Source organism: Simplicispira sp., from assembly GCF_028687295.1.
GTDB lineage: Bacteria > Pseudomonadota > Gammaproteobacteria > Burkholderiales > Burkholderiaceae_C > Simplicispira > Simplicispira metamorpha.
Window position 1 is genome coordinate 1 of sequence record NZ_JAQUAL010000003.1, and the last position, 25,044, is coordinate 25,044.

Consider the following 25,044-nt stretch of genomic DNA (forward strand, 5'->3'; position numbering starts at 1 on the left):
ACGGCGCAGACCATATCCTGCGCTGGTCTGCCTGGCGCAGGCGACATCAACGACGGGCGCAGCTGTTCCACTACCGGCGTCGGGGATGCATTCCTCCTGAAGAAAATCTACGGCTGTAGTACTAGGCAGCAGCACCGCAGGCGGCGATGGCCGGAAGATTCATTTCGTTTGGCAAGAAGCGACACCGCCTGCGCCGTGCGGGCGCAGCAACGCCCCAGGCATGGACGTTTCTGCCAATGGCTTTGAGCTGATCGGTGATTGCCCGGGCAGGGTGCATGCGCTCCAATCTGATGGCGCATACCTACAACGACCCAAGGAGACAAGATGTACCTGACTGCCGGACTGCACCGCTCGCTGCAACGCCACCCCGACAAGATCGCCCTCGTGGACGGCCATTGCCGCCTGTCTTTTGGCCAGTTGCATGCGCGCGTGGCGCGCTTGGCCGCCGCTTTGCAGCAACTGGGCGTGCAGCCCGGCGACCGCATCGCCGTGCTGGCCCACAACAGCGCCCGCTATGTCGAGACCACCCTGGCCGTCTGGTGGTGCGGCGCAACGCTCAACCCGGTCAACACGCGCTGGAGCCTGGCCGAAATCACCTACGCACTCAACGACTGCGCCGCGCGCGTGCTGCTGGTGGACGATGCCTTCACCGCCCTGGCGCACGATGTGGTGCCACCAGTGGCCAGCCTCTGCGCCACCGTCCACCTGGGCCACGCACCCACACCCGAGGGCCTGCACAGCTACGAAGCCCTGATCGATGCCGCCACCCCGGTGGAAGACGCCCGCCCCAGCGCTGATGCCCTGGCCGCCATCCTCTACACCGGCGGCACCACGGGCTTTCCCAAGGGCGTGATGCTGTCGCACCACAACTTCTGGTCTTCCAGCGTGGGGCGCACCGCCGAGGTGCCCAATCCCAGCGACTTCGTGACGCTGCTGATTGCACCGCTGTTCCATGTGGCCGGATTGGGCCGCCTGATTGGCCAGCTCATCGTGGGTGGCACCTGCGTCACCCTGCCCGCTTTTCGGCCCGACACGGTGCTGCACACCATCCAGAAAGAAGGCATCACCGACATGGTGATGGTGCCCAGCATGATTCAGATGCTGCTGGACACGCCCACCTTTGGCCAGCACGACCTGAGCAGCCTGCGCCGCATCCTCTGGGGCGCAGCGCCCATGGCCCTGCCGCTGCTGGAGCGCGCGCTGGCCGCCTTGCCCCACGTCGAATTCATCCACGCCTACGGCATGACCGAGACGGCGGCCTCGGTCTCGGTACACCGCATTGGCCAGGCGCCAGAGGAGCGGCGCGGCGAGTGCATCCGCTCGGCGGGCCGCGCTGGCTACGCCACCGAGATCCGCGTGGCCGACCCCGAAGGCCGCGAAGTGCCCACCGGTGACGCGGGCGAAATCCTGGTGCGCGGCCCCGTGGTCATGGTCGGCTACTGGGGCCGCCCCGAAGAGACGGCGCAGGCGCTGCACGGCGGCTGGCTGCACACCGGCGATGGCGGCTACATGGACGCACAAGGGCGCCTCTACGTGGTCGACAGGCTCAAAGACATGATCATCTCGGGCGGCGAAAACGTGTACCCCGCCGAGGTCGAGGAGGCCCTGGGCCGACACCCTGCCGTTGCCACCTGCGCGGTCATCGGCGTCCCGAGTGCCAAATGGGGCGAAGCGGTGCATGCGGTGGTGGTGCTGCGCGAAGGCGCAGAGGCCACCGCCGAGGAGCTGCGCGCCCACTGTCGCACCCGGCTGGGCGGCTACAAATGCCCTGAGAGCATCGAGTTTCGCCACAGCCTGCCCCTGTCGGCTGCGGGCAAAGTGCTCAAAAGCGAGCTGCGCAAGTCCTGCGGGAGCGCCGCATGAGCCCGGCAAACACCCCGGCAAGCCCCTGCGCCAGCGTGCCTGGGCGCTTCGCTGACGTGTTCAAGCAGGTGCCGTTCATGCAGCTGCTCGGCGTCACGCGCGAAGTTTCGGCCAACGGCTACGCGCGCCTGTCCATGCCAGTGCGCCCGGAGCTGACCAACCTGTTCGACGCGGCCCACGGCGGCGTGCTGGCCACCTTGCTCGATAGCGCCATGGCCAGTGCCGCCATGTCCAGCGTGAACTTTGAGGCTGGTGTCGTCACGCTGAACCTGAACACCAGCTTCCTGGCCTCGGGCCGTGGGCGGCTGGTGATTGAGGGCTGGCACACCGGCGGCGGGCGTTCAATTTGCTACTGCGAAGGCACCGTGCGCGGGGAAAACCAGGAGGTGCTGGCGCGGGCGATGGCATCGTTCAAGTTCAAGCAACTGGCGCCGCCCCAGGAGATGGCGCAGGGCTGATGGCACCAGCAGCGCAAGGCGCCCGCGCCCTGCGCTGCCCCGGCTACGGCTGGGGAGCCTGCTCCAGCAAACTGCGTTTGAGCACCTTGCCGCTTTGCGTCATGGGCAGGCTGTCCATGGCGATGAAGTGGCTGGGGCGCTTGTAGGGCGCCAGGTGCTCGGCCACATGGGCGTGTAGCGCAGCGCGCAGCCCGTCGGGGGTACTGGCAGTGCCGGGCCGCACTTCATAAAACGCCCAGATGGCTTCGTTGCCGTCCGATTCGCGCTGGCCCACCACGGCGCTGCGCTGGATGGCGGGGTGGCTGTTGAGCACGGCCTCGACCTCGCCGGGGTACACGTTGAAGCCCGAGCGGATGATCATCTCTTTGAGCCGCCCCACCACGTACAGCGCGCCATCGGCATCCTGGTAACCCAGGTCGCCGCTGGCGTACCAGCCGCCGGGCTGCATGACCTGGGCGGTGGCCTCGGGGTCGCGGAAGTAGCCGGGCATCAAGCCCACGCCGCGCATCCAGATTTCGCCGCGCTCACCAGCGGGCAGATCGCGGCCTTCGCTATCGACGATGCGCAGTTCAGCGCCTTCGACCAGGTAGCCCGCCGAGGTGTCTTCGCGCTGGCTGCCCCGGGGCACCAGGCACAGCGCACCCGCGTACTCCGACAGGCCATAGCCGTGGTGCAGCGGCTGACCAAAACGGCGCTGCACGGCGTGCTTGAGCGCCATGTCCAGCGGCGCGGCGCCCGTGTACACGTAGCGCAGCTGCGGTGCGGCGGGCTGCTCAATACCTTGCGCGTCCAGCCAGGCCAGCAGCCGCGTGAACATGGCGGGCGGCCCTTGCAGGTTCGACAGCCCGTGGTGCGCCAGGGCCTCGAACACATCGGCCGGATCAAAACGGCTGCGCATCAGCAAGCCAGCGCCCGCGTACAACGAGGCCATCAGCACCGTGCCCAGGCCAAAAATGTGCGTCATCGGCAGGTAGGCATACGAGCGGTCTTGCGGCCCCAGCGCACGCGACTGGCTGGACACACGGGCAAATTGCAGCAACCCCGCGTGCGACACCAGCACCCCCTTGGGCGTGCCCGTGGTGCCCGAGGTAAAAATCACCGCCGCCACCTGCTGCGCCAGCGGTGCGGGCTCGGCCAGGGCCTGGGTGCGCACGGGCGAGCGCGACAGGCCCGCCACCACCGAAGGCACAGCGTCCGCATCCTGGGCGTGCCCGGCGGCCACGTCCGACACGCCCGCCGTGAAATACACCAGGCGCGGGTCGGCCTTGGCGATGAAGGCGCGGATCTCGCCGCGCGACATGCGGGCGTTGACGCCGCACGACCACGCACCGATGCGGCTGCACGCCAAAATCAGCGCCACATGCTCGGGGCAGTTCTCGGCCACGATGAGCACGCGGTCGCCCTCGACCACGCCGTGCACCTGCATCTCGCGGGCCAACGCATCGACCAGCGTGCCCAGGTCGGCAAACGTCCATTCCCGCTCGGGGGCGTACAAAAAAACCTCTTGCGGCGCGCTGGCCAGGCGCTGGTCAAACAGGGTGTGGATGCGCGCGCTGGCGGCTGCGCTGGGGTGCGTACTGGTCATGCCTTACTCCACCTGGATGCCTTTGGCCACCGTGGCCCACAAGGCGCGTTCGCGGGCGGCGCGCTCGCTCAGCGTCTGCGGGCTGCCGTTCCACTGGTCATAGCCCTGCTCGGCCAGCTTGGCCTTGAATTCGTCCAGGGCCAGCGTGCGCTGCACCGCCGTGTGAAAACGCTGCACCATGTCGGCAGGCATTTTGGGCGGGCCATACAGGCCGTACCAGCCGCCCACGTCGTAGTCGGCAATGCCCAGTTCGCGCATGGAGGGCACGTCGGGCATGGCAGCGTTGCGGTCTTTGGACGTGACGGCCACCGCGCGCACCCGGCCCGTGTTCACGTAGTTGCGCCCGGTGCCGATGATGTCGAACATCATGGCCAGCTGGCCGCCAATCACATCGGTCATGGCCGGGGCGTTGCCTTTGTAGGGGATGTGGTTGAGGTCAATGCCCGCGCGGCGCGCAAACAGCTCGCCGCTCAGGTGGTTGGAGGCGCCCACGCCCGCCGACCCATAGGCCAGCTTGCCGGGGTGGGCCTTGGCGTAGGCCACCAGCTCGGGCAGGCTCTTGAAGGGCAGGTCTTTGTTGATGACCAGCACGTTGGCATAGCTCAGGATGGGCGCCAGCGGCGTCAGGTCTTTGGCCGGATCGAACGGCATGGCCTTGAGCACGTTGGGGCTGATGGTGATGGTGGGGCTGGCGGCAAAGTACAGCGTCAGGCCGTTGGGCGCGGACTTGGCCACGGCGTCACCGGCCATGGTGCCCCCGGCACCGGCGCGGTTTTCTACCATCACCGTCTGGCCCAGGGCTTTGGCAAACAGCGGCGCAAACTGGCGCGCCACCGCATCCACCGGGCCACCGGCGGCGTAGCCCACCACCAGGCGGATGGGCTGGTCGCTGTTCGGGGCCGGGGCATTCTGTGGCCAGGCGCTGCCACAGGCCAGGGCCAGGGCGCTGGCTATCCAGAGGCGGCGCGATGCGCCCGCAGTGTTCTTGACGGTCATGCTTGTCTCCTGTTGTCGTTGTAGAAATCCAAAATCTCAGGGCCGCACGTACCGGAAGGTGCCCATGGCGCGGGCCACGGTGTGGCCAGCCTCATCTTCAATGCGGCATTCGCAAAAACACACCGATTTGCCACCGCCCTGCACGCTGGCGTGGGCCACCAGGCGGCCATGGGCGGGTTTGAGAAAGCTGCTGGTCATGTCGATGGTGACCACGGCCTTGGTAAAGCCCGAGGCCGACAGCGCCGCGCTGGACATGGCGCTGTCCATCAGCGACATCAGCACGCCGCCATGGACTGCCTGGTGGTTGTTGGTCAGGTCGGCGCGCGGCTGCAGCACCAGGCGGGCCACGCCGTCCTGGGCGTACTCGCGCTGCAAACCCAGCAGGTGGTTGAAGGGCACCTGGGCAAACAGCTGCGAGGTGTCCACACCGTCCGAGGCCAGGTCGGGCGCATCGCCGGGCAGATCGGCCACGGCGCCGCTGGGCAGGGCGGCGTTCATGCGCGGGCGGCGCGCACCATGTTGCGCGCGATGATGAGCTGCTGGATTTGTGTGGTGCCTTCGTACAGGCGAAACAGGCGCACGTCGCGGTAAAAGCGCTCGATGCCGTACTCGGCCATGTAGCCCGCGCCGCCCAGAATCTGCACGGCGCGGTCGGCCACACGGCCCACCATTTCAGTGGCAAACATCTTGCTGCACGAAGCCTCGGTGGCCACGTTCTTGCCATCGTCGCGGCGGCGGGCGGCGTCAATGGTCATGCACTCGGCGGCATACAGCTCGGCCTGGCTGTCGGCCAGCATGGCCTGCACCAGCTGGAATTCGGCAATGGGCTGGCCAAACTGCTGGCGCTCCAGCGCGTAGTTCAGCGCGTCGCGCAGCACGCGCTGGGCCACGCCCACGGCCACGGCGGCGATGTGGATGCGGCCTTTTTCCAGCACCTTCATCGCCGTCTTGAAGCCCTGACCTTCTTTCAGGCCGATCAGGTTGGCGGCGGGCACCTTCACGTTGTCAAAAATCACGTCGCAGGTGTGGGCGCCGCGCTGGCCCATTTTTTTGTCGTACCGGCCAAAGCTGATGCCGGGCGATTTCGCATCGACGATGAAAGACGAGACACCACCGGCGCCTTTGTCCTCGGGGTTGGTGCGCGCCATCAGCGTGAACATGCCCGCGTGCGGCGCGTTGGTGATGTAACGCTTGGTGCCGTTGACGATGTAGAAGTCGCCCTCGCGGCGGGCCGAGGTACGCAGCGAGGCGGCGTCCGAGCCCGCCTCCGGCTCGGTCAGTGCAAACGAGGCAATCACCTCGCCCGTGGCCAGCTTGGGCAGCCACTGGGCCTGCTGCTCGGGCGTGCCGTCCATCAAAATGCCCTGCGATCCAATGCCCACCGTGGTGCCGATGATGGAGCGAAACGCCGGTGCGGTCTGGCACAGCTCGAACAGCACGCGGCATTCCTCCTCCATGGTCAGCTCCAGGCCGCCAAACTTTTCTGGAATGGTCATGCCGAACAGGCCCAGATCGCGCATCTCTTGCACGATGGCTTCGGGGATTTCGTCGGTCTCGGAGACTTCGTTTTCGGCGGGCACCAGGCGCTCGCGGACAAAGCGGCGCACGCTGTCGAGCAGGGCTTCAAGGGTTTCGTTGTCGCGGATCATGTTAGTTTCCTTGGGGTGCGCAGGCCGCCGGGGCGGCTGCGGGGTGGTCAATGCACAGGGGCGGTGCGGGGGCCAGAAGGTTTCAGGTCTTTTTGGCCTCCAGCGCCCGCCAGATAAGCGCGAGCAGCTATCAAAAAAAGAGTGCTTGCGCAGGCCGCAAAAAGTTTTAAGTGTTTTGGTGCTGCAAGGCCCGTGTGGTGGGCGCTAGCAGCTATCCAATCCATAGCATTACAGCGCCTCGGCGGTGCCCAGAATGGCGGTGGACTGGCTCGACAGCGTGCCGCCGTTGCCGTGCGCCAGCGCGGTCTGCACACCGGCCACCTGGCGCGCACCGGCCTCGCCGCGCAGCTGGCGCACCGCCTCGATCACGGTGAAGATGCCGTACATGCCCGGGTGGGTACACGAGAGGCCGCCGCCGTTGGTGTTGACCGCCAGCCGCCCGCCCGGGGCGATGGCGCCGTTCTCGACAAACGCGCCGCCCTCGCCCTTGGCGCAAAAGCCCAGGTCTTCCAGAAACAGCAGCGTGTTGATGGTGAAGGCGTCGTACAGCTCGACCACGCCCATGTCCTTGGGCGCCAGCCCGGCCATGGCAAAGGCTTCGCGGCCCGACTGGCTGGCCGCCGTCACCGTCAGGTCGTGCATGGAGGAGATTTGGCGGTTCCAGTTGGCGGTGGCGTTGCCCAGCACATAGACGGGCTTTTTCGGCAAGGTGGTGGCGCGGTCGGCGCGCACCAGCACGAAGGCGCCGCCGCCGTCAGTGACCAGGCAGGAGTCGCGCACCGTCAGTGGGTCGGACACCATGCGCGCCTTGAGCACATCGTCGATGGTCAGCGGGTCGCGCAGGAAGGCTTCGGGGTTGAGCTGCGCCCACTGGCGCGCGGCCACGGCCACCTCGGCCAGCTGGCGCCGCGTGGTGCCGTACTGGTGCATGTGGCGGCGCGCGGCCAGCGCGTAGGCCGACAGCGGCTGCATGGGCTCGAAGGGCGTCTCGTAGGGCTGGGGGTCCATCACGCGGCGGGCCTTGGCGATTTCGGCGCGGCCAAAGGTGCTGCTGCGCTGCGTGCTGCCGTAGCACACCAGCACGGCGTTGCACTGGCCCGCTTGCAGCGCCATCATGGTCGGCAGGATGTGCGCGACAAAGCTGGAGCCGCCAATCATGGTGCTGTTGATGTAGCGCGGGTTGATGCCCAGGTACTCGGTCACGGGCATGGGCCACATGGTGGAGAGCACGCTGGCGGTACACAGGCCGTCGATGTCGCTCATCTTCAGGCCCGCATCGGCCACGGCGGCGCGGGCGGCGTGGGCGAGCACTTCCATCTCGGTAAAGCCCGTGGCCTCGCCGCAGCCAAAGGTGGCCACCCCGGCAATGGCGGCACTGCCGCGCAGCGCCTGCAAACCCGACGAGGTGTGGATGGCCGCCGACGCTGCCGGGCCGCGCGGCACGGGCTGCGCGGCGGTGGCGGCGGGCGCACCGACCACGGGGTCGAACACGACCACGCCCTGGCCGCCCTGTTGCACCACGCGCGCCTGCACGCGCTGGCCCATCTGCACGGCATCGACTGGCTGGACTTCAACGCGGCTCATCAGGCGCACGCCTTCGTCCAGGTCGATCAGGCTGACGTTGTAGTTGCCGCCCGCCTCGGGCTTGCGCGCAATGGTGGTGGTGGAATACACCGTGCCGTAGCCGCTGGGCGCTACCCATTGCAGATCGTGGGCGCCGCAGTGCGGGCAGCTCTCGCGCGGGAAATAGACATGCTGGCTGCAGCCGGTGCAGCGCTGGATCAGGAACTGGCCCGCGTTCAGCTGGGCCTGGTGCTGGGCCTGAACGCCCGGGGTGGTATCGCTCATGGTGCGTGCTCTCGTGGCGCTGCGGGGCTCAGATGGGGTCCCAGGTGAACACGTCACCCGAGCGGTCGAGGTCAAAGTAGCTGGCCTTGAGGGCGGGCAGCGCGTGCGCGGCCACGCTTTGCGGCGTCCAGCCCTCGCTGCGGTGTACCGAGCGCACGGGGCGCGGCTGGCTGATGAGGAAGATTTCGTTGTTGCGCACGGCAAAAATCTGGCCGTTGGTGTCGGCAGACACATCGCTGGCCAGGCACACGGCCAGCGGGGCAATCTTGGCGGGCGTCATCTGCTTGATGCGCTCGACGCGGGCTTTTTCGGCATCGGTTTCGGTGGGAATGGAGCCAATCATGCGGCTCCAGGCAAACGGCGCAATGCAGTTGCTGCGCACGTTGAACTTCTGCATGTCCAGCGCAATGGACTTGGACAGCGCGGCCACGCCCAGCTTGGCGGCGGCGTAGTTGGCCTGGCCAAAGTTGCCGATCAGGCCCGAGGTGGAGGTCATGTGGATGTAGTTGCCACTGCCCTGCTCTTTGAAGTGGTTGGCAGCAGCGCGGCTGACGTAGTAGGCGCCGTACAGGTGCACCTTGATGACGGCATCCCACTCGTCCAGGCTCATTTTGTGGAAGAAGCGGTCGCGCAGAATGCCTGCGTTGTTCACCACCACATCGATGCGGCCAAAGGTGTCCAGGGCGGTCTGGATGATGCGACCTGCCGCCACCACATCCGAAACGCTGTCGGTGTTGGCAGCGGCCTCGCCGCCCAGGGCCTTGATTTCATCGACCACTTTTTGTGCCGGGCCAGCGTCGTTGCCTTCACCGCTGACAGAGGCTCCGATGTCGTTGACCACCACTTTGGCGCCTTCGCGGGCCATGGCCAGGGCGATGTCGCGGCCAATGCCGCCGCCTGCGCCCGTCACCACCACCACTTTGCCTTCAACCATGCCTTGTGTGCTCATTTGTGCGTGCTCCTGTAAGTTGTACGGGCTGTGCTGCCCCTGTGGCCCTGGGGCCTGTCGGTGTTTCAACGTCCGGCGCGGGCCGTGTGGCAGGGCGCTGGCCCGGTGCCCCACGCTGTGGCCAGCGGGTGGCGCGGCCGGTGTGTTGTCGGGTTCTATGTTCGTGTGCGGACGGGCATCCCACAATCACTGATTTCAGTAGCAAGCCTTCGCCCATACCGAACACACCCCGTCGCGCCCACAAAAAAGCCCCGCCATGGCGGGGCCGGGTGCGCACAGGGGCGGCGCCCAGGCGCGCTCAGGGCTGGGCGGGCCAGACAAAGCTGGCAGGCTCTTTGCGCAGAAAACGCTGCACGGCGTCACGGTGGTCTGGGGTGCCCATGGCCAGCGACTGGGCGTTGGCCTCCAGCTCCAAGAGCGTGGCCAGGTCGTGGCCGGGCGCAGCCAGCGCACGCTTGATGAGCGATACCGCCACCGGCGAGGCCTGCACAAAGCTGCGCGCCAGGGCCTGCGCGCGCGCCTGCAATTGCTCGGGCGGGTGCAGCTCCATGGCGATGCCCAGCGCCAGCGCCTCTTGCGCGCCCACTTCGCGCGCCGACAGCATCAGCTCACGGGCGCGCTGCGGCCCCACGATGCGCGGCAGGGTGTAAAACGCCGCGCAGTCGGGCACCAGCCCCACCTTGATGAAAGACATGCAAAAACGCGCACGCGGCGTGGCGATGATGAAATCGGCCAGCAGCGCCAGGCTGAAACCGGCGCCGTAGGCCGCGCCATCGACGGCGGCAATGATGGGGCGGTCGAGCGTCAACAGGTCTTGCAGCCAGTCGTGCAGGTTGGTCAGGCGCTCGCGCCAGCCCGCGTTGTCCAGGCCCACGCTGGCGATGTTGCCCAGGTCGCCGCCCGAGCAAAAATGCGTGCCTTCACCCGTGAGCACCAGGGCGCGGATGCTGCGGTCGCGGCGCACGGTGGCCACCACCTCGGCAATTTCTTCGCGCATGCGCGGCTCGAAGGCGTTGCGCTTGGCGGGGTTGTGAAAAGTGAGCGTGGCGACCTGGTCGCACACCGCAAAGCGGATCAGTTCGTAAGGCTGGGGCATGGGGGCGTCTCCGTCAGGCAGCCAGGGCGTGGCTGAGGTCGCGCCCGCCGTGCAGCGAGCTGCCGCCATCGACCGGAATGACGGCGCCCGTCACAAACTGCGCGCGCGCCGAGCCCAGGAACAAGGCCATGTCGGCGATCTCTTGCACCTGGCCAAAGCGGCGCAGGGGCACGGTGCGGGCCATGGCCTCCAGCGCTTCGGGCGAGGGGGCCAGGCGGCGCACGCCTTCGGTGTCGGCAATCGGGCCGGGCACGATGGAGTTGACGCGCACGCCATCCACGCCCCACTCCATGGCCAGCACGCGCGTCAGCATGTCCACCCCGGCCTTGGCAGCGCACACATGGGCCTGGTACATGGTGGGGTTGAAGGCCTGCGGCGCAGAGATGTTGAGCGCACAGGCGCCAGGCTTGCGCAAAAAGGCGTGGCCTTGGCGCAGCACGTTGAAGGTGCCCACCAGATCGATATCGACCACGGTGCGAAAGCCCTTGGCCGACATGCCCAGCGCCGGGGCGACAAAGTTGCCCGCCGCGCCCGAGACCAGCACGTCGAAGTCGCCGATCTGGTGGTGGGCCTGCTCCAGTGCGGCGCCGATGGCATCGGCGTCGCGCACATCGGCGCTGTAGCCCCAGGCCGGTAGCCCCTGGGCGCGCAGACCGGCCACAGCCGCCTCGACGCGCTCGGGGGAGCGGCTGGCAATGGCCACGCGCGCGCCCTGGCGGGCAAAGGCCTGGGCCAGTGCCAGGTTGATGCCGCTGCTGCCGCCCGCCACAAATACGGCTTTGCCGGTGTAGTTTTCACGCTCTGCCATGGGTGTCTCCTGTGTTGTGCTGGTGTGGTTGCAAGGTGAGTGCTGCGCTCAGGCGCACTGGGGTGCGCCGGGGGTGCGGTGCTGCGCTTGCAGCTCGCGCCACAAAATTTTTCCGGTGCCGGACTTGGGCAGGTGCTCCACAAACTCGATCAGGCGCGGCACCTTGTAGGCGGCCATGCGCTCGCGGCTCCAGTCGATCAGTTCCTGCTCTGTCACCTGGCCGCGCTGCGGGGGCTTGAGCACGATCAGTGCTTTGACGGTTTCGCCGCGCTTGGCGTCGTCCACGGCAATCACGCAGGCTTCGTGGATAGCGGGGTGCTCGTACATGGTGCTTTCCACCTCGGCGGGCCAGACCTTGAAGCCCGAGGCGTTGATCATGCGTTTGAGGCGGTCGCGCATGAAGTAATAGCCGTCTTCGTCGATGCTGGCCAGATCGCCGGTGCGGAAAAACCGCTTGCCATCGCGCTCAAAAAAAGCGGCGCGGTTGGCCTCTTCGTTGCGCCAGTACCCCTGCATGACCTGCGGGCCATGGGTGACGAGTTCACCGACTTCGCCCAGCGGCAGGTCTTCCAGCGTCTCAGGGTCCACGATGCGCGACTCGACGCCCTGCGTGGGCATGCCCAGGCACTGGCGCTTGCCGCGCGAGAGGGGGTTGCCGTGCAGGAAGGAGGCGGTTTCGGTCAGGCCGTAGCCCTCGTTGTAGCTCAGGCCAAAGCGCTCGGCCAGCATGGTGGCCACGGCCTCGGGCATGGCCGCGCCGCCGCCCGACAGCAGCGTCAGGCTGGAGAGGTCGCATTGCTGGGCCTGCGGCTGGGCGAACAGGTCGATCACCATCGACGGCGGCGCCGTCCAGACGGTGACGCGGTGGCGCTCTATCAGCTGCGCGGCCTGCACCGGGTTCCAGCGCGGCATCATGATGATGGTGCCGCCCAGCGTGATGGGCACGTTCATGCCGTTTTGCAGGCCCAGCATGTGGAACATGGGCGCCACGCACAGAATGACCGAATCCACATTGAGCTGGCGCCACACCTGGGAGGCCACGTTCGACGCCAGCAGCGTGGCGTGCGTGTGCATGCAGCCCTTGGGGTGGCCGGTGGTGCCGGAGGTGTAGGGAATCACGGCCAGGTCGTCGGCGCTGCCCGTGGCGGGTGCAGGCTGCAGCCCGGCGGCGATGGCGTCTTCCAAACCGTGCCAGGCCGGGCCGGGCAGCGGCAGGCGCGGGGCCAGCACCACGTCGGGCAGTTCATCGTGCAGGGCGGCGCTGTCGCGCGTGGTGCTCAGGGCGTCGCTGTAGGCCAGCACCAGGGCGGCGTCCAGCAGGCCCTGGGCCATGCAGGTTTGTACCGGCGCGGCCAGCTCCTGGGCCACCACCACCACGCGGGCGCCGCTGTCTTCGGCGTAGTAGCGCAGCTCTTCGGCGGTGCTCATGGGGCTGACGGGCACGATGGCCGCACCCGCACGCAAGGCGGCATAAAAGGCGGTGATGAACTGCGGGCAGTTCTGGCCCATCAGCAGCACGCGGTCGCCCTGGCGCACGCCCAGGCGCTGTTGCAGGTAGGCGGCCAGCGCATCTACACGCGCCCGCAGGCTGCGGTAATCGGTGGTGGCGCCGCCATAGACGATGGCGGGCTTGTCGGGGTAGCGGCGGGCCGCTACTTCCAGGTAATCCACCAAGGTCACGCGCGGCACGCGCACATCGTGCGGCACGCCCTTGGGCCAGAAGCGGTGGTGCAAAGGCGCCATGGAATGTCTCCAGTTGTTCTTGAGGTGCAAGGAATGCAGGCGCGGGCGGCCAAGCGGCTTAGAGCTTGCGCGAGATCAGCTCTTTCATGACCTCGCTGGTGCCGCCGTAGATGCGGTTGACGCGCGAATCGACAAAGGCGCGCGCAATCGGGTACTCCATCATGTAGCCGTAGCCACCGTAGAGTTGCAGCAGCTCATCCAGGCTGCGGCCCAGCTCTTCGGTGGCGTAGAGCTTGGCAATGGCGGCTTCTTCCACCGTCAGCTTGCGCCGCATGTGTTCGGCCAGGTACTGGTCCACCATCATGCGCAGGGCCGTGGTGCGGGCCTTGATCTCGGCCAGCTTGAAGCGGGTGTTCTGGAAGTCGAACACGGTTTGCCCGAACACCTTGCGCTCTTTGGTGTAGCGGATGGTCTCGTCCAGCATCACCTCCAGCTTGGTGGCAGCCCCCACGGCGATGATGAAACGCTCTTGCGCCAGCTCCTGCATCAGGTAGGCAAAGCCCTTGTTCTCTTCGCCCAGCAGGTTGCTGGCAGGCACGCGCACGTCCTCAAAGAACAGCTCGGCGGTGTCGGCGGCTTCCTGGCCCATTTTTTCCAGCTTGCGGCCTTTTTTGAAGCCCGCCCGGTCGGTCTCGACCAGGATCAGCGACACGCCCTTGGCGCCCAGCTCGGGCTGGGTCTTGGCCACGACCACGATGAGGTCGCAGTTCAGGCCATTGGAGATGAAGGTTTTGGCGCCATTGATGACGTACTCGTCGCCCTCGCGGCGGGCCGTGGTGCGGATGGCTTTCAGGTCGCTGCCCGCGCCGGGCTCGCTCATGGCAATCGCCAGAATCACCTCGCCGCTGGCGGCTTTGGGCAGCCACTGGCGCTTTTGCGCTTCGGTGCCCAGGCGCTCGATGTAGGGCGCCACGATGTCCGAGTGCAGGCCGAACCCCAGGCCGCTGATGCCAGCGCGGGCGATTTCTTCGACGATGACGGCAGAGTGGCCAAAGTCGCCACCGGCGCCGCCCCACTCGGGGTCAAGGGCGGTACACAGCAGACCCTCGCGCCCGGCCTTGAGCCAGGTTTCGCGATCTACCTTGCCATCTTGGTCCCATTGGGCCTGGCGCGGCTTGCACTCGCGTTCCAGAAAACGGCGCACCGTCTGGCGCAGCATTTCATGGTCTTCACGGAACACCGTGCGGGGAAAAGTCAGAACGCTTTCCATGGTGGCTCCTCAGGGTTTGCCGCCGCCGCAGACCAGCACCTGGCCGCTGACGTAGTCGGATTCAGGGATGCAGAACAGGTACACGGCGCCCGCCGCTTCTTCGGGCGTGCCGCCCCGGCCCAGCGGGATCGTGGCCTCGGCGTTTTTCAGGATGTCGGGGCGCACGCCCACCTTGATCTGCTGGCCCGCGATGTCGATCTTGGCATCGGCGCTGGCATCCACCTCGGTCAGGCGCGTCATGATCAAACCGAAAGCCACGCTGTTGACGTTGACCTTGTAGCGGCCCCATTCTTTGGCCATGGCTTTGGTCAGGCCGTTGATGCCGGCCTTGGCCGCCGCGTAGTTGGCCTGGCCCGCGTTGCCATACACGCCCGAGGTGGACGAGATGTTCACCACCTTGCGGTGTACCGGCTTGCCTGCTTCGGCCTCGCGCTTGGCGGCGTCGCGGATAAAGCCCGACGCAGCGCGCAGGATGCGGAACGGTGCCGTCAGGTGGACTGCCAGCATGGCTTCCCACTGCTCGTCGGTCATCTTTTGCACCACGTTGTCCCAGGTGTAACCGGCGTTGTTGACGATGATGTCCAGGCCGCCATAGGTGTCTATGGCGGTGGCCACAAAGCGCTCGGCAAAGCCCGCTTCGGTCACGCTGCCCACGCAGGCCACGGCCTGGCCACCGGCAGCGATGATGTCGGCCACGGTCTGCTGGGCGGGCGCGGCATCCAAGTCGTTGATGACCACGCGCGCACCCTCGGCGGCCAGCTTGAGGGCGATTTCACGGCCAATGCCGCGGCCAGAGCCCGATACCAGGGCCACTTTGTTGTCGAGTTTGCGAGTCATGTGAGAAGCAATCTTGAAGAAGGAAGGAACAAAGAAGATCAGGCGATGGCCAGCACGGCCTCGCCCGCGAGCTTGAGCAGGCCATCCTGGTTGGTGGTGGACAGCTCCACGCGCACGCAGCGGCGGCCCGCGCGCTCCAGTTTTTCAACCACCTTGCCCGCGCAGGTGATGCGCTCGCCCACATGGGTGATAGCGGCAAAGCGCACGCTGTATTCGAGCAGGTCTTGCTGCGGCACCCAGTTGGTGAGCACACGGCCCAGCCAGGCCATGGAGAGCATGCCGTGGGCAAACACATCGGGCATACCGGCGGCGCGGGCAAAGTCGGTATCGACGTGGATGGGGTTGTGGTCGCCCGAGGCGCCGCAGTACAGCGCCAGCGTGAGGCGCGAAATCGGCGGTGTCTCCAAACCGGGCAGCGCGTCACCGACGGCGATGGTGTCGTAGTTCAAGGCAGTGGCGGTCATGTCAGCTCCCGGTGGCGTTGCGGATCACAGTGACGCAGCGCAGCTCGGCCACCAGCTGCTGGTGCTGGTTGGTCACGCGCGTTGTGCGCACCACAAACTCCAGCGCGCCGCCCTTTTTGTCGTAGATGTCTTCGATGCGCTGCTCGAAGGTCAGGGTGTCGCCCGCGTAGGCCATGGCGTGGTAGGTAAAGCCTTGTTCACCGTGCAGCAGGCTGCGGTAGTCCATGCCCAGCAGGTTGCGGATGGCCGCCGGGTCAGGGCTTTCCATCTCCAGGCAGAACAAAAAGGTGGGCGGCACTGGCAGGCCGGGGTGGCCTGCGGCACGGGCGGCGGCCTCATCGCTGTAGAGGGGGTCGGTCTGGCCCGTGGCCTTGGCGAAGAAGCGCAACCGCCCTGCCTCCACCACGGCGCTGAAGGTGGGCATCACATGCCCGATGAAACGCTTGTCGATCATGGCGCGCCGCTCCTCAGGCCCGTTGGTAGAGCGTGACCACACAGGCGCCGCCCAGCCCCAGGTTGTGTTGCAGCGCGTTGCGCGCACCCTCCACCTGGCGCTGTTCGGCGGTGCCGCGCAGCTGGTGGGTGAGTTCGTAGCACTGCGCCAGGCCCGTAGCGCCCAGCGGGTGGCCCTTGGACAGCAGACCGCCCGAGGGGTTGGTCACCACGCGGCCACCGTAGGTGTTGTCGCCATCAAGGATGAACTTTTCTGCCGTGCCCTCGGGGGTCAGGCCCAGGGCTTCGTAGGTGATGAGCTCGTTGGCGGTAAAGCAGTCGTGCAGCTCCACCACGTCCAGGTCTTCGGGGCCAATGCCAGCGGCCTCATAGACCTGGCGCGCAGCGGCCACGCTCATGTCGTAGCCCACCACTTTGCGCATGTCGCCGCTCTCGAAGGTGCTGGGCGTGTCGGTGGTCATGGCCTGGGCGGCAATCACCACGCGGCGGTCGAGGTTGTGCTTTTGCGCAAATTCTGCCGAGCAGACGATGGCCGCCGCCGCACCGCAGGTGGGCGGGCAGCACTGGTAGCGTGTGAGCGGATCGAACACCATGGGCGCGGCCATCACTTCGTCCAGCGTGAGCGTCTGGCGGAACACGGCCAGCGGGTTGCGCGCGGCATGCTGGCGCGCCTTGACCGAGATGCGGCCAAAGGTATCAGCGCGGATGCCGTACTGCGCCATGTAGTCGCGGCCTGCGCCGCCAAAGAACTGCGCCGCGCGCGGCGTGGCAGGGTCGTAGCCCTGGTGCGCGGTCATTACCTCGGCAAAGCGGGCCATGGGCGAGGGGCGGTCGTCCCAGGCGCCCTTGAGCGCGCCGGGCTGCATTTGCTCAAACCCCAGGGCAATGGCGCATTCCACCTGGCCGCTCTCGACGGCCTGGCGTGCCAGAAACAGCGCGCTGGAGCCGGTGGAGCAGTTGTTGTTCAGGTTGAACACTGGAATGCCCGTCAGGCCCACGCCGTAAATGGCGGCCTGGCCCGCGGTGGAGTCGCCATAGACATAGCCCACGTAGGCCTGCTCGACCAGGGCGTAATCGACACCAGCGTCTTCCAGCGCCAGCTTGGCAGCGCGCGCGCCCATGACCGTGTACGGGTCGCTGGCACCGGGCTTGGTGAAGGGGATCATGCCGACGCCAACGACGTGTACGGCTCTTTTGTGTGATGACATGGGGTTTCCTTGGGTTGGGCAAAAGGGGCTGGCGCAGTGCAGGGGCAAGGGGGCGCGTTACTCCAGCGTGATCTTGGCGTCCTTGACGATGCGGCTCCACTTGGGCAGGTCGCGGGCCATGACGTCGGCCAGCTCTTGCGCCGTGCTGCCCACGGGGCGCAGGCCCATGGCAGTCAGGCGGGCACTGAGCTCGGGCGAGGCGACGATCTTGCGCACCTCGGCCGAGAGCTTGTCCACGATGGGCTTGGGCGTGCCAGCGGCCACAAAAGCGCCATACCAGCCGTTGGCTTCAAAGCCGCTGTAGCCCGCCTCCGTGAAAGTGGGCACTTCGGGCAAGGCCGGGTGGCGGCGCATGCCCGTGATGGCCAGGATGCGGAACTTGTCGGACTTGAGGTGCGCGTTGGCCGAGGACGCATCGACAAACGCCGACGACAACTGCCCCCCCCAGCACATCGTTGACCAGCGGTGCCGCGCCCTTGTAGGGGATGGCCGTCAGGTCAACGCCTGCCTTCATTTTGAGCAGCTCGCCGTGCATGTGCGACGAGGTGCCGTTGCCGTAATTGCCGTAGCTGTACTTGCCCGGGTGGGCCTTGGCCAGGGCGATGAACTCTGGCAGCGTCTTGGCGGGCACATCGCGCGGCACCACGAACAGGTCGGAGGACATGGCAATTTGTGACACCGGCGCAAAGTCTTTCAGCACGTCGTAGGGCAGCTTGGCGTACAGCGCGGGGGTCTGGATCATGGCGGTGATGCCGATCAGCATGGTGTAGCCATCGGGGGCCGATTTGGCCACCAGATCGTTGCCGGTGATGCCGCTGGCACCGGGCTTGTTCTCGACGATGACGGGCACATTCCAGGCCTGGCCCAGCTGCTGCGCAATGGCCCGGCCAATGATGTCGGCCCCGCCGCCTGCCGGGTACGGAACGATCATTCTCAGAGGCTTGGAGGGGTAGGCGCTGGTGTCTGCGGTCTGGGCGGCCATGGGCAAGGCGGCAGTGCCCAGCAGGACGGCCAAGGCGCTGCCCAAGGCCATGCGCAGGGGGCTGCGTCGGGAAAATTTCATGGTTTGTCTCCGGCGGTTCATAGGGTTGGATGCGGATGCGCAGCGGTGTGGCTCTGGCGGCCACTGGGGCTGAACATGGGTGCAGTGTGGCAGTCGGCAGGGGGTGCGCCAATCGCCGTTTAGCACAAAATGATTGGCAAAAAAGATCACGCAGGCACAGCTGCTGCCATCTCCGCTGTTGGCGTGTGCAGACGGCTCTTCAGCACCTTGCCCGCCGCCGACAGTTGCAGGGCAGCCACCAGGGCCACGGTTTTCGGGCACGGGTTGCCCGCTGGGGTGGGCGCAGCACAGTGGGTGCGCAGCGCCTGGGAATGCCCGCGCTCAACCGCCCGCCCGCCGCACCTGGGCGGGGGCAGCGCTCACAAAGGGTGAAGCTGGGTCTGGCGGTAGGCGCCGGGTGACAGCCCCGTCCAGCCCTTGAAGGCACGGTGGAAGGTGCTGGCTTCAGAAAACCCGAGTCGCCCGGCGATGTCGGCCAGCGTCAGTTCGGGCTGGCTCAGGTACTCGATGGCCGCATCGCGGCGCAGGTTGTCCTTGATGGCCTGGTAGCCCTGCCCCTCATCGCGCAGGCGCCGGCGCAGGGTCTGCGGGGTCATGGCAAGGGTGTCGCTGACCTGCTCCAGCGAAGGCATCTCGCTGGCCAGGTAGCGGCGCAGCATGCGCCGGATGCGCTCACTCAGGCTGGCCTGGTGGCGGTACTTCACCACCAGCACCTTGGGCACTTGCGCCATGAACTCTTGCAGGCTCTGGGGGTTTTGCACGATGGGCAGGCTGAGCCAGCTGGCATCAAACTCAAACCCCATGCGCGGCTGCGCGTGGCTGACGGGGGCCTGGAACAGGCGTTCGGCCTCCGTTCCGTATGGCATGTCCGTCCCCGGGGGATAAAACACGCACGACAGCGGAATGCGGCGCGACACCAGCCACGACATCACGCCGTAGCCCAGAAAGCAGAACGAGCGCTCGGCATAGGCCAGCAGCGGATCGCGCTCGCGCAGCGTCACCATGACCACCCGCGCTGTGTTGCCACGCACTTGCAGGCGCGGCACAAAGTCTTGCAGCATCAGGTGGTAGAAGCGGAACGCGGTGCGCAGCGCATCGCCCAGCGTGTGGCAATGCACCAGCGCCTGGCACACCTGGGCAAAGCTGCCCACCTTCACCGGGCGGCTGCACAGGCCCCACAGCTCATCGCGGCAGACGCGGCGCAGCACCTTCATGAGTGCGGCGTACTGCGCCTGCGTGACGCGCGACAGCGGCGAGTCGAGCAGGGCCGGGGCAATGCCCGCGCGCTGCAAGATGGCGTCCACGTCCATGCCGCGCTGGCGCACCCCCTGGATGATCTGTATCACCTGGGGAATGGCGATGGTGTGGCTGGTCACGGCGGGGGACATCAGTCCAGTTTAATGCCCAGCTCCTGCACAAAGACCTTCTCGCGTGCGGTCTGCTCGGTGGCGTAGCGGCCGTACTCCTCCGCGCCCATGTAGAGGGGCACCTGGTCGTTCAGCTCCAGCGCCTGCTGGTAGCCGGGCTCGTTCATGGCCTTGCGGAAAGCATCGTGCAGCTTCTTGACCACGGCAGGCTCCATGCCCTTGGGGCCTGCCAGGCCGATGGGCGAATTCACCACCAGGTCAAAGCCCAGCTCCTTGAGCGTGGGCACCTGCGGAAAACGCTTGAGTCGCGCCTCGCCCAGCGTGGCCAGCACCCGGGCCTTGCCCGACTCCACGATGGGGCCCCAGCCCGGGTCAGAGATCACGTTGAGGTGGCCGCCCAGCAGCGCGGTGGTGGTTTCGGCCCCGCCCTTGTAGGGAATGAAGGTCATCTGCACGCCCGCCGTGCGCAGCAGGCGCTCCATGGCAATGTGGCCACCGCTGCCCTTGCCGGTAGCGCCGTAGCTGATGGCGCCGGGACGGGCCTTGGCGTCGGCCAGCAGTTCCTGCACGTTCTTCCAGGGCGCATCCTGGCGCACCACCAGACCGTTGGTATAGCCCGTCAGGTTGATGAGGTAGGTGAAGTCTTTGGCCGGGTCGTAGCTGACCTTCATCAGGTGCGGCAGGCGAAACAGTGTGGCCGCAATCAACGCAATGGTGTAGCCATCGGGGGGCGATGACTGGGCCATGGCCGCTGGCCCCAGCGTGCCGCCCACGCCCGGGCGGTTGGAGACGATGATGGGCTGGCCCAGCTCTTTGGCCGCAGCCTGCGCCAGCACACGCATCTGCACATCGGTAGCGCCCCCGGCCGGAAACGGCAAGATCAGCGTGATGGGCTTGGACGGGTAGCTATCGGCCCACGCAGCAGGTGTACCCAGCAGCGCGGCGCCCGCCACCAGCAAAGCCGATGCGGTGGCCCGTCGGCGTGTCCAGCCCTGGGTTGGTTGTTTTGGCATGCTTGTCTCCTTGGTTTTTCTGGATGGTTTGTTGCCATGGCCTGCCCCCCCGGAAAAAGGGGTTCAGCCCACGGCACCCCGGCTGCGCAAAGCCTGTATCTCCGCTGCGCTGTAACCCGCCTCCCGCAGCACGTCCTCGGTGTGTTCACCGGGGCGTGGCGCAGGTTGGCGCACGGAAAACTCAAATCCGGTCATCTTCACGGGGCAGGCAAACTGGCGCTGCGCCCGGTCTGGGGTGGGGTTGGTAGCGGCGGCGCTGGCGGTGGCGGTGGCACTGGCACCCGCATCCAGTGGCAGCACCATGGCGCGGGCAGCAAACTGCGGGTTGTCCAACGCTTCTTGCAGCCGCAGCACGGGCGTGACGCAGCAGTCGGCATCGCGCAGTTTGTCTGTCCACCAGGCCAGGGGGTGCGCACCGATCAGCGCCTGCAATTCGGCGCGCACCCACTGCGCCTGCGCGGGCGCCAGCGGGTAGTGCAAGGCCTGCAGATCCGCCCGGCCAATGCGCGCGCAAAAGGCATCCCAGAACTTGCGCTCCAGCGCGGCCACGGCCAGATAGCGGCCATCGGCGGTGGCATACATGGCGTAGCACGGCAGCGCGCCCGTGAGCTTGCTCTGGCCTACCGCATCGGCCTGGCCGTGGGTGTTGACGGCGGCCAGCGGCAGCACGGCATGGGCCAGCACGCCATCGGCAATGGCGATGTCCACATGGCGTCCGGTGCCGGTGCGGCTGGCATCGAACAGCGCCGCCAGAATGCCCATGGCTGCCGTCATCGAGCCGCCGAGCAGGTCGGCCACCGGCAGATTCGACAGTGCCGGGGGCTGACCGGGCACGCCCATCTGGTCGGCCACACCGGCCCAGCCGCTGTAGTTCATGTCGTGGCCAGGGGCATCGCGGTAGGGGCCAGTCTGGCCGTAGCCGGTGATGCTGCAATAAACGATGCGCGGGTTGCGCGCGGCCACTGCGGCGTAGCCCACACCCAGGCGCTCCATCACGCCGGGGCGAAAGCCCTCCACCAGCACATCGGCGCTCTCGCACAGGCGCAGCAGCGCCTCGACGCCACCGGGCTGCTTCAAGTCCAGCGCCAGCCCGCGCTTGTTGCGGTTGACCAGCGTGCGCAGCGCCGCTGCGGCGTAGTCACCCGCGCCGGTGTCTTCGATTTTGATGACCTCAGCGCCCAGATCGGCCAAATGCAGCGCGCACACCGGGCCGGGCAGCAGCCGTGTCAGGTCAAGCACGCGCACGCCGCGCAGCGGAGCGCCCGCAGGCGCAGAAGAAGAAAGGGAGGAAGGATTTTGGGACATGGCACGGGCCAGTCTAGGCACCACCCCCGGGCCCGCCAATGGCACAGGCGGTCAAACCGATTGGCCGGAACGATCACACCCATGCAGCCAGCGGCATCCGGTGGCGGTGGCGCCTGGCAGCACCGCCGCACCGTTGCCCGGCTACATCGCCCCAGCCCGGACGCCACCCTGCCACGGCCCCGATGGCACGGGGCAACCACGGTCAGCGGTCAGCGGGCGGGGCGCCCCCCGCGCCTTGCAACCGGGTCTGGTCGTACACGGGTTGCGCGGGCAGGCCCTGGAGATGGCGCGTATCGGCCCAATGCAGGATATCGATGGCACCGGGACGCAGACGCACCCGGTTCAGCGCAGCGTTCGGAATATCGCTTTGGCGCGGCCCCGACAAGCCCAGGCCCTGCGCGGTGCGCCAGACCATGTCGAGCACGCCGCCGTGCGTGACCACCACCAACGTCTGGCCCGCGTGCTGCTGCGCCAGGCGTTGCAGGGCCCCAATAACGCGGGCGTGGAACTGTTGCGTCGTCTCACCGCCGGGCATGCCGCTGTCGGGCGCAAAGCACAGCCACCGCGCCCAGGCGTCGGGGTGCTGGTGTTGGATGTCCTGCACACGCATGCCATCGACCAGGCCAAAGTTTTGCTCGCGCAGGTCGGGGTCGGTCAGGTTGTCGATGTGCAGTTGCGGCAACAGCGCGCCCAGCACGGGCTGCGCCGTCTGGCGGGTGCGCACCAGATCGCTGCTGACCAAATGGTGGGCCACCACCGCCTCCTGCGCCAGGCGCTGGGCCAGGCGGCGCGCCTGCTCATGGCCGGTGGCGTTGAGTGGCACATCGACCTGTCCCTGAAAGCGCAGCTCGCGGTTCCAGTCGGTCTCGCCGTGGCGGATGAGGATGATGTCGGTCATGGCCTGATTATCGGGCGGCAGACACCAAATTCACAAGCAAATTGGCGTTCAGCCCTTACGCAGTAAGCGCAAGCAGCTATTTTTTTAATAGCAAATTACAGACATCCCCCGGGCCTGCGCAATCGGCAGGCCGGGTGGGGGACAGGCACCCCGCCTCAGGCAGGAAAGCGGGCCTTCAGGGCGGCCACCATGGCCGGGCTCAGCGGTTTGAACAGCTCGGCGTTGTACGACGCGTTGTAGGGCACACCCTGGTTTTTCAGGTCGGTGAACTGGATGCTGGGGTCGGGCACCAGCCCAGCCTGGGTGCCCGCATCGCCGGCCTGGGGCCGCGTGGGATCGATGGTGGGCAGCGGCAACGTGACGCCGCTGTTGGTCATGGTGGCCGCATTGGGCGCATTGACCCGCAGGTCGTTTTGCACGATCTGCTGCACCGCCACGGCGTATTTGCGCGAGGTGGCAGCTGGCGTGCCGGGCGCCACGGCGGTATCGACGTTGACGGTAACGACCGAGATCGAATAGTCGCTGTTGAGGTAGATCTCAAACGTGCGCAGTTGCTGCGGAAAGTCCCGCAGCGACGAGGTTTCGACCTGCCAGAACCCTTTCTCTGGCTGCGCCGCATCGGGCGATGGAAAGGCCTTAACGGTATTGAAGTGGCGGTGTCCGGCCAGCCACGCAATCAGGTTGGGGGTGTTTTGCAGCGTCTCGACCAGCTCGGTCAAGGTGGTTGCGTTGCGGTGCTCGGGGGCCACGGGGGGCTCACTTTGCCACCACTGCGGTTGCGCCGCCGTCGCCGAGGCCATGTGCACGTCGTTCAGCCACCACTCCATCTCGGTGCCGACGGCAGCCACACCAATCGGGATATGGGCGGCAATCACCATGAGCTGGTTGGCCGCCTGCCCGGCGGCCAGCTCGGCCTTCAGCCAGGCCCAGCGCACCGCATCCAGGTAGCCGTGGCCGTGGATGTCCTTAGAGCCGTCGTTTTCACTCTGCGTATCGTCCAGCACGATGACCTTGAGTGGCACATCGGCCTTGGGCATGAAGCTGTAGCAGGCAAAGCCCGTCGGGGCGGATTTGTCCACCAGATGAAACCCGTGCCCAACCGGGCCGGTGCTGGTCTTGAAAAATTCCTGTATCCACTCGGTGCGCAGCAGGGATCGCCGGTCGGGGTCTGCGGCCACCTTGGGCGCACCACCGGCAAACTTGGGGCTGGTACTCAGGCCGGTGTGGATGACGCTGCCCCACGGGCTGCTGCCATCCATCACGCCCATGTGGTAGCGGGGTACGGCCTTGAAGTCCTGCATATTGAACAACACAGGAAAGGTGCCCGCATTGGGTTTGAGCATGTCGGCCACCGCCCAGACGGTGTCGGCCACATAGGACTCCCGAAACCCCAGGCTGGGATCGGCATCCACCGGAAACGAGCCGATCATGAAGTGGTCATGGTTGCCCATGGTCTGGTACCAGGGAATGGATTTGTCCAGGCCCACCGCCTGGTAGGGCTTTTGGTAATCGATGCTGTCAGCGCCCAGGTGCGCGCCCGAGCTGGGCCGGATGACCTTGCCGTCGATCACGTCGATGTACCAGCGCAGTTCGTTGTACGACGTGCTGTTGCAGGTATCGCCCAGCGAGAGGGCGAAATCAAACGGGTTTTTCCGGTGCAGTGCGTTCATGGTCTGCATGGCCGCATCCAGCACCTGGGTGGTGTACATCATCACCGGCGAGTAAATCGAGGTGTTGTTGACGGCGTAGCGCTCAAACTCCTGCAGCAGCAGGAGCTGGTTGGGCGCCTCCTTGTCGGTGATGTGGATGTCCGAGAAGGTGAAGAAACGGGCCAGTTTCTGGCGCCGCGTGGGCGTGGGGTTGCTGTAGCCGCCCGGCATCAAGTCCAACCGGGGCACGATGGGCAAGCCCGCCGCAAAAGTCCAGGCGCCATAGCCGAAGTCGTCGTACTTGGCCACTTTGTCGATCTCGTTGGCCGCCAGACCGTGCAGGTCATAGGGAAACGAGACCATGCGTTCGGTGGTGGGCACCACGGTGGTGTCGATTCGATAGGACTGAAGCGGGTCACTGCCACCGCACCCTCCCAATATCGACCCTGTGGACACCATGGCAAAAGAGCCCAGGCTGTAGCGCAGAAAACCCCGGCGACCGAGGCTGCCCTGAATGCTGAAATCAGGGATGGATGGGGAACTCTTGCTCTGCATGAAACACCTTTCTTGGTGGAAAAAACG

General features: G+C 66.7%; 21 protein-coding genes and 2 pseudogenes. 2 read left to right on the plus strand and 21 right to left on the minus strand.

All coding sequences use genetic code 11. The features are described 5' to 3' along the window. Window positions 1-324: 324 nt before the first annotated feature. Both PHX69_RS00635 and PHX69_RS00640 read left to right on the plus strand, forming a co-directional pair. Complete coding sequence (locus PHX69_RS00635; protein WP_288041859.1) at window positions 325-1,863, plus strand: acyl-CoA synthetase; 1,539 nt, start codon at window positions 325-327, stop codon at window positions 1,861-1,863. After that, window positions 1,860-2,321 (plus strand): PaaI family thioesterase, encoded by a 462-nt coding sequence (locus PHX69_RS00640; RefSeq protein WP_119014082.1) that lies wholly within the window; start codon window positions 1,860-1,862, stop codon window positions 2,319-2,321. Before PHX69_RS00635 ends, PHX69_RS00640 begins: the two co-directional genes overlap by 4 nt. A 43-nt stretch (window positions 2,322-2,364) precedes the next feature. Here PHX69_RS00640 and PHX69_RS00645 read toward each other — a convergent pair whose 3' ends face one another. From PHX69_RS00645 to PHX69_RS00745, 21 genes and pseudogenes are all read right to left on the minus strand, one after another. Then, entirely contained in the window at window positions 2,365-3,906 is a 1,542-nt protein-coding gene (locus PHX69_RS00645) for a class I adenylate-forming enzyme family protein (protein ID WP_288041860.1), read from the minus strand. 3 nt (window positions 3,907-3,909) lie between these two features. Further along, window positions 3,910-4,902, minus strand: coding sequence for a Bug family tripartite tricarboxylate transporter substrate binding protein (locus tag PHX69_RS00650; protein WP_288041861.1), 993 nt, complete (start codon window positions 4,900-4,902; stop codon window positions 3,910-3,912). Window positions 4,903-4,938: 36 nt separating this feature from the next. Continuing rightward, on the minus strand, window positions 4,939-5,400 hold the full coding sequence (locus tag PHX69_RS00655) for a PaaI family thioesterase (protein ID WP_288041862.1): 462 nt from the start codon (window positions 5,398-5,400) through the stop codon (window positions 4,939-4,941). After that, the gene (locus PHX69_RS00660; RefSeq protein ID WP_288041863.1) at window positions 5,397-6,551 is read right to left on the minus strand and encodes an acyl-CoA dehydrogenase family protein; all 1,155 of its coding nucleotides are present in this window, start codon (window positions 6,549-6,551) and stop codon (window positions 5,397-5,399) included. The genes PHX69_RS00655 and PHX69_RS00660 overlap by 4 nt, the downstream gene beginning before the upstream one ends. A gap of 228 nt (window positions 6,552-6,779) precedes the next feature. Then, window positions 6,780-7,964 carry a thiolase family protein gene (locus PHX69_RS00665; protein WP_502958449.1) on the minus strand — a complete coding sequence of 395 codons (1,185 nt, stop codon included), beginning with the start codon at window positions 7,962-7,964 and terminating at the stop codon, window positions 6,780-6,782. 117 nt (window positions 7,965-8,081) lie between these two features. Beyond that, window positions 8,082-8,399, minus strand: a pseudogene (locus tag PHX69_RS00670) (Zn-ribbon domain-containing OB-fold protein); the annotation flags it as partial. A gap of 28 nt (window positions 8,400-8,427) precedes the next feature. Then, window positions 8,428-9,333, minus strand: a complete 906-nt coding sequence (locus PHX69_RS00675) for an SDR family NAD(P)-dependent oxidoreductase (protein ID WP_119014115.1) — start codon at window positions 9,331-9,333, stop codon at window positions 8,428-8,430. A gap of 313 nt (window positions 9,334-9,646) precedes the next feature. Then, the gene (locus tag PHX69_RS00680) at window positions 9,647-10,444 is read right to left on the minus strand and encodes an enoyl-CoA hydratase/isomerase family protein (RefSeq protein WP_288041864.1); all 798 of its coding nucleotides are present in this window, start codon (window positions 10,442-10,444) and stop codon (window positions 9,647-9,649) included. 13 nt (window positions 10,445-10,457) lie between these two features. Then, window positions 10,458-11,252 carry an SDR family oxidoreductase gene (locus PHX69_RS00685; RefSeq protein ID WP_288041865.1) on the minus strand — a complete coding sequence of 265 codons (795 nt, stop codon included), beginning with the start codon at window positions 11,250-11,252 and terminating at the stop codon, window positions 10,458-10,460. 48 nt (window positions 11,253-11,300) lie between these two features. Further along, complete coding sequence (locus PHX69_RS00690; RefSeq protein WP_288041866.1) at window positions 11,301-12,995, minus strand: long-chain-fatty-acid--CoA ligase; 1,695 nt, start codon at window positions 12,993-12,995, stop codon at window positions 11,301-11,303. 58 nt (window positions 12,996-13,053) lie between these two features. Continuing rightward, entirely contained in the window at window positions 13,054-14,193 is a 1,140-nt protein-coding gene (locus tag PHX69_RS00695; RefSeq protein WP_288041910.1) for an acyl-CoA dehydrogenase family protein, read from the minus strand. Window positions 14,194-14,214: 21 nt separating this feature from the next. Further along, the gene (locus tag PHX69_RS00700; RefSeq protein ID WP_288041868.1) at window positions 14,215-15,042 is read right to left on the minus strand and encodes an SDR family NAD(P)-dependent oxidoreductase; all 828 of its coding nucleotides are present in this window, start codon (window positions 15,040-15,042) and stop codon (window positions 14,215-14,217) included. A gap of 38 nt (window positions 15,043-15,080) precedes the next feature. Further along, on the minus strand, window positions 15,081-15,506 hold the full coding sequence (locus tag PHX69_RS00705) for a MaoC family dehydratase (RefSeq protein WP_119014073.1): 426 nt from the start codon (window positions 15,504-15,506) through the stop codon (window positions 15,081-15,083). A 1-nt stretch (window position 15,507) separates the two neighbouring features. Further along, complete coding sequence (locus tag PHX69_RS00710; protein ID WP_288041869.1) at window positions 15,508-15,960, minus strand: MaoC family dehydratase N-terminal domain-containing protein; 453 nt, start codon at window positions 15,958-15,960, stop codon at window positions 15,508-15,510. Window positions 15,961-15,973: 13 nt separating this feature from the next. Further along, window positions 15,974-17,167, minus strand: coding sequence for a lipid-transfer protein (locus tag PHX69_RS00715; RefSeq protein ID WP_119014071.1), 1,194 nt, complete (start codon window positions 17,165-17,167; stop codon window positions 15,974-15,976). 57 nt (window positions 17,168-17,224) lie between these two features. Continuing rightward, window positions 17,225-18,230, minus strand: a pseudogene (locus PHX69_RS00720) (Bug family tripartite tricarboxylate transporter substrate binding protein). 359 nt (window positions 18,231-18,589) lie between these two features. After that, complete coding sequence (locus PHX69_RS00725; protein ID WP_288041871.1) at window positions 18,590-19,618, minus strand: AraC family transcriptional regulator; 1,029 nt, start codon at window positions 19,616-19,618, stop codon at window positions 18,590-18,592. Continuing rightward, window positions 19,618-20,610, minus strand: a complete 993-nt coding sequence (locus tag PHX69_RS00730) for a tripartite tricarboxylate transporter substrate binding protein (protein ID WP_288041873.1) — start codon at window positions 20,608-20,610, stop codon at window positions 19,618-19,620. The genes PHX69_RS00725 and PHX69_RS00730 overlap by 1 nt, the downstream gene beginning before the upstream one ends. A 63-nt stretch (window positions 20,611-20,673) precedes the next feature. Beyond that, complete coding sequence (locus tag PHX69_RS00735) at window positions 20,674-21,915, minus strand: CaiB/BaiF CoA transferase family protein (RefSeq protein WP_288041874.1); 1,242 nt, start codon at window positions 21,913-21,915, stop codon at window positions 20,674-20,676. 202 nt (window positions 21,916-22,117) lie between these two features. Then, a complete protein-coding gene (locus PHX69_RS00740; RefSeq protein ID WP_288041875.1) occupies window positions 22,118-22,813 on the minus strand; it encodes a histidine phosphatase family protein in 696 nt (231 codons plus the stop codon). 155 nt (window positions 22,814-22,968) lie between these two features. Then, complete coding sequence (locus tag PHX69_RS00745; RefSeq protein ID WP_288041876.1) at window positions 22,969-25,017, minus strand: TIGR03768 family metallophosphoesterase; 2,049 nt, start codon at window positions 25,015-25,017, stop codon at window positions 22,969-22,971. Window positions 25,018-25,044: the final 27 nt, after the last annotated feature.

Bases quoted from the DNA above. Each gene is read 5' to 3' on its own strand.
- PHX69_RS00715 (WP_119014071.1), bottom strand. From the start codon at position 17,167: ATGTCATCACACAAAAGAGCCGTACACGTCGTTGGCGTCGGCATGATC.
- PHX69_RS00745 (WP_288041876.1), bottom strand. From the start codon at position 25,017: ATGCAGAGCAAGAGTTCCCCATCCATCCCTGATTTCAGCATTCAGGGC.
- PHX69_RS00730 (WP_288041873.1), bottom strand. From the start codon at position 20,610: ATGCCAAAACAACCAACCCAGGGCTGGACACGCCGACGGGCCACCGCA.
- PHX69_RS00635 (WP_288041859.1), top strand. From the start codon at position 325: ATGTACCTGACTGCCGGACTGCACCGCTCGCTGCAACGCCACCCCGAC.
- PHX69_RS00740 (WP_288041875.1), bottom strand. From the start codon at position 22,813: ATGACCGACATCATCCTCATCCGCCACGGCGAGACCGACTGGAACCGC.
- PHX69_RS00655 (WP_288041862.1), bottom strand. From the start codon at position 5,400: ATGAACGCCGCCCTGCCCAGCGGCGCCGTGGCCGATCTGCCCGGCGAT.
- PHX69_RS00690 (WP_288041866.1), bottom strand. From the start codon at position 12,995: ATGGCGCCTTTGCACCACCGCTTCTGGCCCAAGGGCGTGCCGCACGAT.
- PHX69_RS00660 (WP_288041863.1), bottom strand. From the start codon at position 6,551: ATGATCCGCGACAACGAAACCCTTGAAGCCCTGCTCGACAGCGTGCGC.
- PHX69_RS00680 (WP_288041864.1), bottom strand. From the start codon at position 10,444: ATGCCCCAGCCTTACGAACTGATCCGCTTTGCGGTGTGCGACCAGGTC.
- PHX69_RS00640 (WP_119014082.1), top strand. From the start codon at position 1,860: ATGAGCCCGGCAAACACCCCGGCAAGCCCCTGCGCCAGCGTGCCTGGG.
- PHX69_RS00725 (WP_288041871.1), bottom strand. From the start codon at position 19,618: ATGTCCCCCGCCGTGACCAGCCACACCATCGCCATTCCCCAGGTGATA.
- PHX69_RS00645 (WP_288041860.1), bottom strand. From the start codon at position 3,906: ATGACCAGTACGCACCCCAGCGCAGCCGCCAGCGCGCGCATCCACACC.
- PHX69_RS00685 (WP_288041865.1), bottom strand. From the start codon at position 11,252: ATGGCAGAGCGTGAAAACTACACCGGCAAAGCCGTATTTGTGGCGGGC.
- PHX69_RS00675 (WP_119014115.1), bottom strand. From the start codon at position 9,333: ATGGTTGAAGGCAAAGTGGTGGTGGTGACGGGCGCAGGCGGCGGCATT.
- PHX69_RS00650 (WP_288041861.1), bottom strand. From the start codon at position 4,902: ATGACCGTCAAGAACACTGCGGGCGCATCGCGCCGCCTCTGGATAGCC.
- PHX69_RS00700 (WP_288041868.1), bottom strand. From the start codon at position 15,042: ATGACTCGCAAACTCGACAACAAAGTGGCCCTGGTATCGGGCTCTGGC.
- PHX69_RS00710 (WP_288041869.1), bottom strand. From the start codon at position 15,960: ATGATCGACAAGCGTTTCATCGGGCATGTGATGCCCACCTTCAGCGCC.
- PHX69_RS00735 (WP_288041874.1), bottom strand. From the start codon at position 21,915: ATGTCCCAAAATCCTTCCTCCCTTTCTTCTTCTGCGCCTGCGGGCGCT.
- PHX69_RS00705 (WP_119014073.1), bottom strand. From the start codon at position 15,506: ATGACCGCCACTGCCTTGAACTACGACACCATCGCCGTCGGTGACGCG.